Raw genomic sequence first — 12,777 nt, 5'->3', positions numbered from 1 at the left:
GGCAATCCATTACGTAGGGTGGAACGAGCGGGGCCACCCGTTCGTGAGTCGGCCGATCGGGTGGTCACGTTACGTCGAAGCGATATTGCTCTCCGTATTGGACACGATGGGGGCGGGGAACGGTCCCTCACCACCCGGCCAGGTGAACCGCGGGTCCGGACGCGGTTCAGGGGATGACGACCGGCCGCGCACCCTCCGGGTCGCGGGCCAGCGCCGCCCGGCGGGCCGCGGCCCAGGCGTGGCCGGTGTGGCGCGGCGGCGTGCCGTCGACGATCCAGCGTTCCAGCAGCAGGCCGACCTTCGACGTCATCTCGGTGCGCAGGCGCAGGAACGACTCCTCGGGGTCCGCGCCGACCTCGCCGAGCAGCAGCCACCACGCCCACGCCGCCGCTCCCGCGTTGGCGACGAAGTCGGGCAGCACCGGGATGCCGCGCGCGGTGAGCATCGCCTCCGCGTCGGGGGTGGTGGCGGTGTTCGCCGCCTCGACGACGACCTTCGCGACCACGTCGAAGGAGTTGTCCGGCGTGATCGCGTAGGAGATCGCGGCCGGGATGAGGATGTCGGCGGCCGTGCCGATCACCGCGGCGCGCGGGAGGCGCTGCACGTCGGCGGGCACGCGGGCGCGGTCGATCTCGCCGAAGGCGTCGCGGGCGGCGAGCAGGGCGGGGACGTCGAGCCCGCCCGGGTGGAACAGCGTCCCGGCCGCGTCGGCGACGGCGACCACGCGCATCCCCGCCGCGTGCAGGTAGTGCGCCGCGGCGCCGCCCATCGTGCCGACGCCCTGCACGGCGACCGTCGTGCCGGGCAGCGACCACTGCCACGTCTGCGCGGCGGCGAGGCAGGCCTGCGCCACGCCGTAGCCGCCGATGACGTCGCCGAGCAGCCCGCCGTCGACCGGGGCGTCGAGCCCGGCGCGCACGCGGCGCATCGTGGCCTCCGGGTCGGCCGAGCGCCGGATCGCCGCGTGGTAGCTCTGCCCCAGCCCGATGCGGGCGAACACCTCGTCGATCAGGTGCTGCGGCACGCCGAGGTCCTCGGCTGTGACCCAGTACCCGTCGAGCCACGGGCGCATGGCCTCGCAGAAGCGGGCCAGGACGTCGACGGCGCGGGGGTCGCGCGGGTCGAGGTCGATGCCGCCCTTCGCCCCGCCGACGGGCAGGTCGAACACGGCGGTCTTCGCGGCCATGCCGCGGGCGAGGTCCTCGACCTCGGCCAGCGTGCAGCCCGCGCGCATCCGCGTGCCGCCGGTGGCCAGGCCCGAGACCAGCAGATGGACCACGAGGTAGCCGAACGTGCCGGTGACCGGGTCGGTCCACGTCAGGCGGATCAGCGGGTCGCGGTCGACCGCCCCGGGCTCCCGGGTGACGACCTGCTCCACGGCCTGCGTCGGGTCCTGCACTGCGGTCACGCCGCCACCTCGTCCTTCTCGTCCTTCGTCGTTCCGCCGGTGGTCCCCACCCTGCGGCCGCGCCCGGCGGGGGGTCCAGTTACGAAACCTGCACGGCGGCGTTCACCGGTGCTTACGCTGGCCGCGTGGACCTCTCGCTGCAGCGGCTGCGGATGCTGCGCGAGCTGCGCAGGCGCGGCACCGTCACGGCCGCCGCGGCGGCGCTCCACTACACGGCGTCGGCGGTGTCGCAGCAGCTCGCGCAGCTCGAGCGCGACGTCGGGAGCTCGCTGTTCGAGCGCCTCGGGCGGCGGGTGCAGCTCACCGACACCGGGCTCGTCCTGGCCGACCACGCCGAGGAGATCCTGGGCGCCGTCGAGCGCGCGACGCTGGCGCTGGAGGAGGCGCAGTCGTCGGTCTCGGTGCGGCTGACGGCCGGCGTCTGGGCGTCGGTCGCCTCCGGGCTGCTGCCCGCGGCGCTGGCCGCGCTGGCGGCCGAGCACCCCGGCATCGCCGTGCGCACGCGCGAGCTGGCGCCGGAGGAGACGGCGGGCGCGGTCCGCGACGGCGCGCTCGACTTCTCGTTCGTCATCGAGTACTCGACCTACCCCATGACGTGGGACCCCGCGCTGGATCGGGCGGTGATCGCGGTCGAGCGGCTGCACGCCGCCGTGCCGGCCGGGGCGATGCCCGCGCCGACGGTGGCGCTGCCCGACCTCGCCGAGCACCCGTGGATCCTGTCCGGACCGCGGTCGCACTTCGGGCGCGCGGTGCGCACCGCCTGCCAGCGCGCCGGGTTCGAGCCGCGCGTCGAGCACGAGGTGGGCGAGCAGGCCACGGCGCTGGCGATGGTCGCGGCCGGCCTCGGCGTCACCCTGGTCTCCGACCTCGGGCTCGCGCTGTGCCCGCCCGGCGTCGACGTCCGGGCCGTGACCGAGCCGATCACCCGGACGGTCTCGATCGCCCACCGCACGGGCACCGCCCGGCGCACGTCGTTGCAGCTGGTGATCGACGCCGTGCGCACCGAGGCCGCCGCGCGCGGCCTCGGGGCGCAGTGACCGCACAGGCGGTGCGGGCACGTCGCCCGGCCCCGGTGACCGGGGCCGGGCGACGGCGGAGGGGGCGAGCCGTCAGACGACGCCGCGACCCACGTGGGGGCTCACCTGGGACGTCCCCTGGGCGTAGCCGCGCATCGCGGTGATCACGGGGTCGGCCTCTCTGGTGTCGTGGCTCGGCTCGGGGGGATCGCCGTCGTTCCGGTTGCTCAGGCTGGCCATACCCGAGGGCTGGTCGTCGTCGGAGACGCGCGCCATCGACCAGCGCGCGAAGGCTCTGCTCTCCACGGGCTCGGCCTCGAGCAGCGTGACGGCCTCGTGGCGGGAGTCCTGGGAGATCTTCTCGTACAGCGCTCTGACGGCGGCCTCCTCGCCCTCCAGCGTCTGCACGACGTAGTCCTGCCAGACCAGCAGCGCGCCGGTGACGTCGCGGGCGGTGTTCTTCGAGCGCGACGCGTCGAGGATGGAGGACAGCTCGGTGCGGCGGTCCTCCGGTGCGACCGTCAGCTGACTGCGGTAGACGAGGCGGAACAGGGGTGTGTCGGCCATGGGTGGTCCTCCTGGGTGATGGATCGCCCGGCCACGGTGGCGGGCGTTTCAAACCGTAACCCGGTGTGATCCGCCCCACATGTCGATCTTGCAGGACGGACTAGAGTCCCGGCGCAACCGGGCGAGGAGGACATGACGTGGGTGTGTACGACGAGTTGTTCACGGCGAGCGTGGAGGACCCCGAGCGCTTCTGGCTCGACGCGGCTGCGGCGATCGACTGGCACGTCGCGCCGACGCGCGCGCTCGACGACTCGCGGCCCCCGTTCTACCGCTGGTTCCCCGACGGGGAGCTGAACGTCTGCCACAACGCGCTGGACCGCCACGTCGACGCCGGCCACGGCGACCGGCCGGCCCTGGTCCACGACTCGCCGGTCACGCAGTCGCAGCGCACCTACACCTACCGCGAGCTGCGCGACGAGGTGGCGGCGTTCGCCGGCGTGCTGACCGGGCTCGGCGTCGGGCGCGGCGACCGCGTGGTGGTCTACCTGCCGATGATCGCCGAGGCCGCGGTCGCGATGCTCGCGTGCGCGCGGATCGGGGCGGTGCACTCGGTGGTGTTCGGCGGGTTCGCGCCCAAGGAGCTCGCCGTCCGCATCGACGACGCCACGCCGTCGGTGATCGTCTCGGCCTCCTGCGGCATCGAGGGCAAGCGGGTCATCGAGTACAAGCCGCTGCTGGACAAGGCGATCGAGCTGGCCTCGCACCGGCCGGAGCACTGCGTGATCCTGCAGCGCCCGCAGGTCGAGGCGGCGATGGGCGAGCGCGACGTCGACTGGGCGTCCGCGGTGGCCGACGCGACCCCCGCCGACTGCGTGCCGGTGAAGGCCACCGACCCGCTCTACATCCTCTACACCTCGGGCACGACCGGGAAGCCGAAGGGCGTCGTGCGCGACGGCGGCGGCTACGCGGTGGCGCTGAACTGGTCGATGCCGAACGTCTACGACGTCGGCGCCGGGGAGACGATCTTCACCGCGTCCGACGTCGGCTGGGTCGTCGGGCACTCCTACATCGTCTACGCGCCGCTGCTGGCCGGAGCCACGACCGTGCTCTACGAGGGCAAGCCGGTGGGCACGCCCGACGCGGGGCAGTTCTGGCGGGTCGTGGCCGAGCACGGCGTGAAGAGCCTGTTCACCGCGCCGACCGCGTTCCGGGCGATCAAGAAGGAGGACCCGGACGGCGAGTACGCGCGCAAGTACGACCTGTCGTCCCTGAAGTACCTGTTCCTCGCGGGCGAGCGCCTGGATCCCGAGACCTACCGCTGGGCCGCCGAGCTGCTGGAGATCCCGGTGATCGACCACTGGTGGCAGACCGAGACGGGCTGGCCGATCGTCGCGAACCCGGCCGGCATCGAGCTGCTGCCGGTCAAGCCCGGCTCGCCGACGCGGCCGCTGCCCGGCTGGGACGTGCAGGTCCTCGACGCGAACGGCAAGCCCGTCGAGGCCGGCACCGACGGCGCGATCGTGGTGAAGCTGCCGATGCCGCCCGGCTCGCTGCCGACGCTGTGGAACGACGACGAGCGCTTCCTGTCCTCGTACATGAACGCGTTCGAGGGCTACTACCTCACCGGCGACGGCGGGCGGGTCGACGAGGACGGCTACGTCTACGTCATGGGCCGCACCGACGACGTCATCAACGTCGCCGGGCACCGGCTGTCCACCGGAGGGATGGAGGAGTCCCTCGCGAGCCACCCGGACGTCGCCGAGTGCGCGGTGATCGGCGTGGCCGACCAGATGAAGGGCCAGGTCCCGCGCGGGTTCGTCGTCCTCAAGGCCGGGGTCGAGCGCGACGAGGACGAGCTGCGCGCCGAGCTCGTGCAGCTCGTGCGCGACCAGGTCGGGGCCGTGGCGAGCCTCAAGGACGTCGCCGTCGTGGCGGCGCTGCCCAAGACCCGCTCGGGCAAGATCCTGCGCAAGACCATGCGCGGCATCGCCGACGGCGCCGACGAGCCGGTGCCCGGCACGATCGACGACGCGTCCGTCCTCGACGCCCTGAGGCCGGTGCTGCGACGGGAGTGACGCAGGAGGCGCGGATGACGCACGGGACGGGGCCGGTCGGAGCAATGTGAGCCGGATCTCCCACTGTCGGGTAACGCGTGGTCACAGCGCGCGATGGGTGAGTGCACGGCCGACGCTCCCCCACGCCGGTCGCACCACCGTCATTGCCCGAGAGGATCCCCGACTCTCATGGAACTGCCCCGCCTCCCGCGTGCGGCCGCGCTCGGCGCCACGCTGAGCGCCGCCCTGGTCGTCGGCATGGCCGGAACGGCGATCGCCTTCTCGCCGCCCGATCCGCCGCTCGCGCAGTACGCGCCGGCCCGGGTCGTCGTCCCGGTTCAGCCGCCGGCGACGACCCCGGCGCTCGCCAACCGGCCCCCGGCCCCGTGAGGGCCGGGGTCCGCGTCACGGCCGTCCTCGTCGCGCTGGCCGGTGGGCTGCTGCTCGCCGGCTGCTGCGCGCCGCTCGCCGTCTCACCGGCCGCGTTCTCCACGCCCGTGTCCCGCTCGGTGGTGCCGCTGGCGGCCACCCCGCAGGCGCCCGCGCTGGTGCCGGTTCCCGAGGCGGCCCCCGCCGTGCCGCCGCTGCGCCCGGTCGACCGGCTCGTGCAGTCGCCGCCCGCGGAGCTGGCGGTGCCGGCGATCGGCGTCCGCACCGACCGGATCGACGCCCTGGCCCCCGACGCCGGGGGCGTGCTCGCCGCGACCGCGGAGCCCGCGACGACCGGCTGGTTCACCGGCGGCCCGACGCCCGGCGCCGACGGGCCCGCGGTGATCGCCGGGCACGTCGGGATGGGCGGTGCCGCCGGCCCGTTCGCGCACCTGGCCGAGGTCGTCGCCGGTGACGAGGTGACGGTGCGCCGCGCCGACGGCACCGACGCCGTCTTCACTGTCTACCGGGTGGAGCGGGTGGCCCGCGAGGCGTTCCGCGCCTCCGAGGTCTACGGCGACACCCCGGGCCCCGAACTGCGCCTCATCACCTTCGGCGGCGTGTTCGACCGCGGCGCCGGCCCCTATCCGGACAACGTGGTCGTGTGGGCCCGCCTGGCGGGCGTCCGCTGAGGGTCGCCTTCGGTGACGGGCGCCCGGCCGCCGGTGCACGATGGCGGCATGAAGGTAGAGGTGGATTTCGACCTGTGTGAGTCCAACGCCGTGTGCATGGGGATCGCCCCGGAGGTGTTCGAGGTCAGGGACGACGACTTCCTGTACATCCTCGACGAGAACCCCGGCGAGGAGCTGCGCCCGAAGCTCGAGGAGGCCGTGCAGGCCTGCCCGCGGGCGGCGATCAAGCTCGTCGGCTAGTGGACGTCCAGCCGGGAGCCTGGGCGCGCAGGGAGTACAGCAGCGGCAGCCGCGGCACGCCGCCGGGCCAGGTCCACCAGCCGTCCCCGGCGGCGGCCATGTCCGGCCACCGCCGCCACGGGCTCACGTCGTGCTCGGCGAACGACGTGAGCCGCAGCCCGGCCCCCGTGACGGCCCCGATCACGGTGCCGATGCCGTGCGTCCACTCGTAGCTCACGGGCGCCTCGAGCTCGCCGGAGCCCGCGTAGCTCTCCGCGCTCTCGACCCGGATCGCGCCGGACGGCAGGTACGGCCAGTCGAGCACCACCTCCGGCCAGGACTGCTCGTCGGCGGCGGCGTTCATCAGCGGGTGGAACTCGACGACGTGCAGCACCCCGCCGGGGCGCAGCAGGTCGGCGACGACGCGCGCCCACGCCGTGAGGTCGGGCAGCCAGCACAGCGCGCCCTTGCCGGTGTAGACCACGTCGAACCGGCGTCCGCCCAGCGCGTCGACGGCGTCGTCGACGGCAGCCGCGACGTACTCGACGTCCACGCCGCACTCCGCGGCGAGCCCGCGGGCGGCGGCCACCGACGCGGGTGACAGGTCGAGCCCGACCGCGCGGGCGCCGTGCCGGGCCAGGCAGATCGTGTCGGTGCCGATGTGGCACTGCAGGTGCAGCACGTCGCGGTCGCGGACGTCCACGGCGGCGTACTCGAAGTCGGCGAGGCGCTGCTGCCCGGCGCGCAGCGCGTCGAGGTCGTAGCCCCCGTCGAGGTGGACGGGGACGCGCGCGTCCCAGTTGGCCCGGTTGGCCGCGATCATCTCCGCCTGCTCCACCCGCCCAGTGTCGCGGCGCGGGCAAGCGGGTTCCGGTGGTTGCCGCGGCGTGCGGCAGGGCAGAAGATCGGACCAGCCGCACCCGTTGCTGAGGAGATCCGCCGATGACCACCGTCTGGAACACCCCGCTGACGCCGCTGGCGTTCCTGCGCCGCTCCGCGGAGGTGTACCCGGACAAGACCGCGATCGTGTACGGCGAACGGCGCCACTCCTACGCGGAGTTCGCCGCGGAGGCCACGCGGATCGCGCACGCGCTGCGCGGGTCGGGTGTCGAGGCGGGCGACCGCGTCGCCTACCTGCTGCCCAACATCCCCGAGATGCTGGTGGCGCACTTCGCGGTGCCGCTGGCCGGGGCGGTGCTCGTCGCGATCAACACGCGCCTGTCCACCGAGGAGGTCCGCTACATCCTCGACCACTCCGGTGCGAAGGTGCTGGTCGTCGACGCGGCGCTGCACCCGACCGTCGCGCCGGTGGCCGGTGAGCTCAAGACCGTCGAGGAGATCATCACCGTGATCGACCCGGCGAACCCGGGCGACGGCACCGGCAGCGGCGTCACCTACGACGACCTGATCGCCCGCGGCAACGACGAGCCGCTCCCGTGGGCCGTCGACGACGAGGACGGCACGATCTCGATCAACTACACCTCGGGCACCACCGGCAAGCCCAAGGGCGTGATGTACCACCACCGCGGCGCGTACCTGAACTCGTTCGGCGAGATCGTGCACTCCGCGCACACGCCCGACAGCGTCTACCTGTGGACGCTGCCGATGTTCCACTGCAACGGCTGGTGCACGCCGTGGGCGCTCACCGCCATCGGCGGCACGCACGTGTGCCTGCGCGAGGTGCGCGGCGACGCCATCTGGCAGCAGATCACCGAGCACGGAGTCACGCACCTCAACGGGGCCCCGACCGTGGTCACCACGATCATGCGGGCGCCCGAGGCCGTCACGCTGGACTACCCGCTGGTGATCACCACCGCCGGCGCGCCGCCCTCGCCCACGACCATCCTGCAGATGGAGGAGATGGGCTTCCGCATCGTGCACGTCTACGGGCTCACCGAGACCTACGGCCCGTACTCGGTCAACCAGTACCAGCGCGCCTGGGACGACCTCCCGGCCGAGGAGCGCGCGTCGCTGCAGGCCCGCCAGGGCGTCGGCATGATCTGCGCCGACCGGCTGCGCGTCGTCGACGAGGACATGAACGACGTGGCCGCCGACGGCGTGGCGATGGGCGAGATCGTCATGCGCGGCAACAACGTGATGAAGGGCTACTACGAGGACCAGGCCGGCACCGAGAAGGCGTTCGCGGGCGGCTGGTTCCACTCCGGCGACCTCGGCGTGATGCACCCCGACGGGTTCGTGGAGCTGCGCGACCGAGCCAAGGACGTCGTCATCTCGGGTGGGGAGAACATCAGCACGGTGGAGGTCGAGCAGGCCGTGGTGTCGCACCCGGCGGTGCTGGAGGCCGCGGTCATCGGCGTGCCCGACGAGCAGTACGGCGAGCGGCCCAAGGCGTTCGTGGTGCTGGCCGACGGGAGGTCGGCGACGCCCGAGGAGCTGATCGACCACGTGAAGTCGAAGATCGCGCGGTACAAGGCGCCCAAGACCGTCGAGATCGTCGACGAGCTGCCGAAGACCTCGACGGGCAAGGTGCAGAAGTTCGAGCTGCGGGAGAAGGAGTGGGGCGGGGAGACGAGCCGCATCCGCGGCTGAGCTGCCGCGCCCCGACCGGCGTCAGCCCAGCTCCGCGTCGTCGATCCAGGAGCCGTGGAAGCCGGCGGGCACGCCGCGCGGCAGCGTGACGGCCGCGACCGGGGCGCCCGCGACGTCGGTGGCGTCGAGCACCAGCAGCTGCGACGCGCTGCCGTCGCGGCGGGTGGTGATCGTCAGCAGCCAGCCGTCGTCCTCGGCGCGACCCGGTGCCGGCGAGGGCACGAAGACCGCCTCGCCCGCCACCGTGTCGCCGTCGAGCGCGTGCTCCGCGGCGCGGCCGTGCTCGGTGTCGAACTTGACGATGCCGGAGCGGCCGCGGGCCTCGGTGACGGCGTAGCGGTAGCGGGCCGCGCGGCCGACGCGCTCGTCGTCGACGGTGGGGAACTCGACGTGCAGGTCGTGGAGCACCTCCTCGGAGGCGCGCCCGGTGGCCGGGTCGAGCGTCCAGCGGTGCATCCGGGCCAGGCCGGTGGCGGCCGCGCCCGAGACGATGCCGTCGGGGTCGGTGCCGATGCCGTCCCACATCGCGACGGCGTCGGCCGCGGCGTAGCGGGCCCCGTCGACGACCACGCGGCCGGCGGCGTCGGTGTGGGCGTTGCCGATGTGGAAGGTGAAGTTCGGCTCGACGTCGAACCAGGTCACCTCGCCCGGGCGGTCCAGCGGCATGACGCCCATCCGCGCCCCGTACGCGTCGTCCCAGGCGAAGGGCATGCCCTGCGCCAGCCGCTCCATCGAGAACGTGATCGGCAGGTCGAGGAACACCGCGTGGCGGTCGGTGATCGCGAAGTCGTGGTTCATCGTCGGACCGGGGACGGCGATGTCGGCGCTGGTCACGAGCTCGCCGCCGGCCGAGAGCCGGTGGTAGGTGAGGTAGGGCGGCACGACGCCGTAGCCGAAGAGGTGCAGTTCGCCGGTGACCGGGTCGGCCTTGGGGTGGGCGGTCATGGCTGTGGTGAGGCGCCCGTCGAAGTCGCACGGGCCGACCGTGTCGAGCTCCGGGGTGACCACGTGCGGGTGACTGCTCTCGACCAGCGCCATGATCCGCCCGGCGTGCGCGACGACGTGGGTGTTGGCGACGCCGACCGAGAGGTCGATGCCCTCGGGGCCGAACATGGAGCGCCCCTCCAGCGCACCGGTGCGGACCCAGCGGTTGCGGTACCACTCCGCGCGCCCGCCGCGCAGCCGCACGCCGTGCAGCATCCCGTGGCCCGTGAACCAGTGCGGCGACACCTCGCCGGGCAGCGGGTTCGGGCCGTTGCGGAAGTACCGCCCCGTGAGCTCGGGCGGGATCGCACCCTCGACCGGCAGGTCGGTCGCCTCGATCTCGTCGGGCACCGGGGCGAAGTGGCCGGTCATGTGCAGCGGCGCGGTGGCGGTCATATTCCGAGACTGACATGTCGAGAATGACATGTCAACGATGGACTGTAAGGTGCTCGCCGTGTCCCTGTCCCACGCGCTGATCGGCCTGGTCGCGATCGAGCCGCGCACCGGCTACGAACTCACGAAGGACTTCGACGAGACGCTCGGCCGCTACGCCTGGCAGGCCGGCCACACGAGCATCTACCCGGAGCTGGGCCGCCTCGCCGAGCGCGGGCTGGTCGAGGTCACGCACGAGGGTGCCCGCGGCAGCCGCACCTACGCGGCCACCGACGCCGGGCGCGAGGAGCTGCGCAACTGGCTGCTGGCGCCGGCCGACGGCGGGAAGGTGCGCAACGAGTACGTGCTGCGCATGTTCCTGCTCTCCGCGCTCGACCCCGCCGACGCGCTGACGGTGCTGCACCGGATCGCGGTCGCCTCCGAGACCGGGGCCGCGCAGCTGCGGGCGATCCGCGCGGAGCACGGCGGCGACACGATCCCGCCGGGCAGCGCCGGGTTCGGCCAGTTGGCGGCGGAGTTCGGCGTCCGCCAGTACGAGGCGGTGCACGACTGGGCGCAGTGGGCCATCACGCAGCTCGGGAGGACACCCTCGGCGCCCGACGTCCGTTAGCGTTGCTCACATGAACGAGGGCGCACGGGCGGTGGTCGGAGCCGTCACCACGACGACGGTGTCGGTGCTGCCGGTGTTCCTGACGGGCGGGCTCGCCGTGCAGATCGCCGCCGAGCTGGGTTTCGACCCGGCCGGGCTCGGGCTCGTCGTCGCCCTGTTCTTCGGCGTGAGCGCGCTGGCCTCGCTGCCCTGCGGCTGGCTGGTCGAGCGCTACGGCTCCGGGACGACGAGCCGGGTCGCGGTGCTCGGGGCGGCCGTGGTGATGGCGGCCGTGGCGGCGTTCGCGCGGTCCTACCCGGCGCTCGTCGCGATCCTGCTGTGCAGCGCGTGGTGCAACGTGCTCGGGCAGCTCTCCTCGAACCTGACGCTCGCCCGCTACGTCCCGGCGCACCGGCTCGGGCTGTCGTTCGGCATCAAGCAGGCGGCGATCCCGCTGGCCACGCTGCTGTCCGGGCTGGCGGTGCCCGCCGTCGCGCTGACGTTCGGGTGGCGCTGGGCCTACGTCATCGGCTCCGGCCTGGCGCTCGCCGCGCTGCTCGTCGCCCCGCGCGACTCCGTCGGCCGCGAGCAGACGCCGGCCGCGCCCGGCGAGCGCGCGACGGCCGCCCTGTCGGTGATCGGGGTCGCCGCGGGGCTGGCGGCCGCGGCGTCGTCGGCGCTGGGGATCTTCCTCGTCGCCTCCGCGGTCGACCGGGGCGTCGACGCCGGCACCGCGGGCCTGACGCTCACGCTCGGCAGCGTCGTCGGGCTCACCCTGCGCCTGGCCCACGGCTGGGCCGCCGACCACCGCGCGGGCGGGCACATCGCCGTCGTGGCGGCGTCACTCGTGCTGGGGGCGGGCGGGCTCGCGCTGCTCGCGGTGCCCGGCACGCCCGCGCTCGTCGCCGGCACGGTGCTCGGGTTCGGGCTGGGGTGGGCGTGGCCCGGGCTGCTGCAGTTCGCGGTGGTTCGGCTCAACCCGTCGGCGCCGGCGGCGGCCACGTCGATCGTGCAGGTCGGCGTCTACGGGGGCGGGTTCCTCGGGCCCGTCGGGTTCGGCTTCCTCGCCGCGCAGCTGGGGTTCCCGACGGCGTGGCTGGTCGGCGCGGTGACGATGCTGGTCGCGGCGGTGCTGATGGTGCTGGGGCGCCGGATGCTCGTGGCGCATCAGGCCAGGCGCTCGGCCAGCGCGATCGCGTCGTAGGGGGCGTGGACCTTGGCGTCGTTGTCGAAGTAGACGACGGCGGCGAGCCCGTCGTCGCGCCACGCCCGGACCCGCGCGGCCCAGGCGTCGAGGGCGTCGGGGGTGTAGCCGCCCGCGTACAGCTCGTCCTGGCCGTGCAGGCGGACGTAGGCGAAGTCCGTGGTGAGCTCGTCGAAGACCGGCCAGGTGCCGGCCGAGTCGGCCAGTACCAGAGCGACGTCGTGAGCGCGCAGCAGCGCAGTGAACCGGGGGTCGCGGAAGCTCTCGTGGCGGGGCTCGACCGCGTGGCGCAGCGGGCGGTCGGCGTCGGTGGCCAGATGCGCGCGACCCTCCACGCGCTCGTCGTGCCGCTCCGCGGTCCGCACGGCCTCGGCCGTCGTGCGCGGGAGGAGGTCGAGGAACGCGGCGGTGCGGTCGGGGTCGAAGCGCATCCGGGGCGGCAGCTGCCACAGCACCGGGCCCAGCTTGGGGCCCAGCGCGAGCACGCCCGACGCGAAGAAGTTCGCCACCGGTGTGCCGACGTCGCGCAGCTGCTTGAGGTGCGTGACGAACCGTGGGCCCTTCACCGAGAACAGGAAGTCCTCCGGCGTCTCCGCCACCCAGGACCGGTAGTTCTCCGGGCGCTGCAGGGAGTAGAAGGAGCCGTTGATCTCGATGCTGTCGACGCGCCGTGACAGGTGCTCCAGCTCGCGGCGCTGCGGCAGCCCCTCGGGGTAGAACGTGCGGCGCCACGGCGGGTACCGCCACCCCGACGTGCCGACCCGTACCCGCGCCATGGGTGCGCAGCATGCA

General features: G+C 73.8%; 13 protein-coding genes. 8 read left to right on the top strand and 5 right to left on the bottom strand.

Annotation, left to right across the window (positions count from 1 at the left end; all coding sequences use genetic code 11):
- Window positions 1-166 precede the first annotated feature (166 nt).
- Window positions 167-1,378 carry a Glu/Leu/Phe/Val dehydrogenase dimerization domain-containing protein gene (locus I4I82_RS17180; protein WP_218596495.1) on the bottom strand — a complete coding sequence of 404 codons (1,212 nt, stop codon included), beginning with the start codon at window positions 1,376-1,378 and terminating at the stop codon, window positions 167-169.
- A gap of 155 nt (window positions 1,379-1,533) precedes the next feature.
- Between I4I82_RS17180 and I4I82_RS17175 the strand changes: the two genes are divergently transcribed.
- Window positions 1,534-2,445 carry a LysR family transcriptional regulator gene (locus tag I4I82_RS17175; RefSeq protein WP_218595867.1) on the top strand — a complete coding sequence of 304 codons (912 nt, stop codon included), beginning with the start codon at window positions 1,534-1,536 and terminating at the stop codon, window positions 2,443-2,445.
- A gap of 72 nt (window positions 2,446-2,517) precedes the next feature.
- Here the strand turns inward: I4I82_RS17175 and I4I82_RS17170 are convergent, their stop codons facing one another.
- Complete coding sequence (locus I4I82_RS17170) at window positions 2,518-2,991, bottom strand: BLUF domain-containing protein (RefSeq protein WP_218595866.1); 474 nt, start codon at window positions 2,989-2,991, stop codon at window positions 2,518-2,520.
- 137 nt (window positions 2,992-3,128) lie between these two features.
- On the opposite strand from I4I82_RS17170, the gene I4I82_RS17165 reads away from it, so the two are divergent.
- The 4 genes from I4I82_RS17165 to I4I82_RS17150 all read left to right on the top strand — a co-directional run bounded on the left by I4I82_RS17165 (window position 3,129) and on the right by I4I82_RS17150 (window position 6,286).
- Window positions 3,129-5,006, top strand: a complete 1,878-nt coding sequence (locus I4I82_RS17165) for a propionyl-CoA synthetase (RefSeq protein ID WP_218595865.1) — start codon at window positions 3,129-3,131, stop codon at window positions 5,004-5,006.
- Window positions 5,007-5,174: 168 nt separating this feature from the next.
- A complete protein-coding gene (locus I4I82_RS17160) occupies window positions 5,175-5,375 on the top strand; it encodes a hypothetical protein (protein ID WP_218595864.1) in 201 nt (66 codons plus the stop codon).
- Window positions 5,372-6,046 carry a sortase domain-containing protein gene (locus tag I4I82_RS17155; protein ID WP_218595863.1) on the top strand — a complete coding sequence of 225 codons (675 nt, stop codon included), beginning with the start codon at window positions 5,372-5,374 and terminating at the stop codon, window positions 6,044-6,046. The genes I4I82_RS17160 and I4I82_RS17155 overlap by 4 nt, the downstream gene beginning before the upstream one ends.
- 48 nt (window positions 6,047-6,094) lie before the next feature.
- The gene (locus I4I82_RS17150; RefSeq protein WP_141279898.1) at window positions 6,095-6,286 is read left to right on the top strand and encodes a ferredoxin; all 192 of its coding nucleotides are present in this window, start codon (window positions 6,095-6,097) and stop codon (window positions 6,284-6,286) included.
- Here I4I82_RS17150 and I4I82_RS17145 read toward each other — a convergent pair.
- Window positions 6,270-7,103 (bottom strand): class I SAM-dependent methyltransferase, encoded by an 834-nt coding sequence (locus I4I82_RS17145; RefSeq protein WP_218595862.1) that lies wholly within the window; start codon window positions 7,101-7,103, stop codon window positions 6,270-6,272. The two genes, I4I82_RS17150 and I4I82_RS17145, sit on opposite strands and share 17 nt — an antisense overlap.
- A 104-nt stretch (window positions 7,104-7,207) precedes the next feature.
- Here I4I82_RS17145 and I4I82_RS17140 point away from each other — a divergent pair, with 104 nt between their 5' ends.
- The gene (locus tag I4I82_RS17140) at window positions 7,208-8,815 is read left to right on the top strand and encodes an acyl--CoA ligase family protein (RefSeq protein ID WP_218595861.1); all 1,608 of its coding nucleotides are present in this window, start codon (window positions 7,208-7,210) and stop codon (window positions 8,813-8,815) included.
- A 21-nt stretch (window positions 8,816-8,836) separates the two neighbouring features.
- On the opposite strand, the gene I4I82_RS17135 is transcribed toward I4I82_RS17140, so the two are convergent.
- Window positions 8,837-10,195, bottom strand: a complete 1,359-nt coding sequence (locus tag I4I82_RS17135) for a carotenoid oxygenase family protein (protein ID WP_218595860.1) — start codon at window positions 10,193-10,195, stop codon at window positions 8,837-8,839.
- Between the two features lie 58 nt (window positions 10,196-10,253).
- Here I4I82_RS17135 and I4I82_RS17130 point away from each other — a divergent pair, with 58 nt between their 5' ends.
- Both I4I82_RS17130 and I4I82_RS17125 read left to right on the top strand, forming a co-directional pair.
- Window positions 10,254-10,802, top strand: coding sequence for a PadR family transcriptional regulator (locus tag I4I82_RS17130; RefSeq protein ID WP_218594757.1), 549 nt, complete (start codon window positions 10,254-10,256; stop codon window positions 10,800-10,802).
- Between the two features lie 10 nt (window positions 10,803-10,812).
- Complete coding sequence (locus I4I82_RS17125) at window positions 10,813-11,985, top strand: MFS transporter (RefSeq protein ID WP_218595859.1); 1,173 nt, start codon at window positions 10,813-10,815, stop codon at window positions 11,983-11,985.
- Here I4I82_RS17125 and I4I82_RS17120 read toward each other — a convergent pair.
- A complete protein-coding gene (locus I4I82_RS17120) occupies window positions 11,949-12,761 on the bottom strand; it encodes a DUF72 domain-containing protein (RefSeq protein WP_218593196.1) in 813 nt (270 codons plus the stop codon). The genes I4I82_RS17125 and I4I82_RS17120 overlap by 37 nt on opposite strands.
- Window positions 12,762-12,777: the final 16 nt, after the last annotated feature.

Origin of the sequence: Pseudonocardia oceani (assembly GCF_019263585.2) — a bacterium.
Taxonomy (GTDB): domain Bacteria; phylum Actinomycetota; class Actinomycetes; order Mycobacteriales; family Pseudonocardiaceae; genus Pseudonocardia; species Pseudonocardia oceani.
This window is presented reverse-complemented; position numbering and strand designations above follow the sequence as displayed.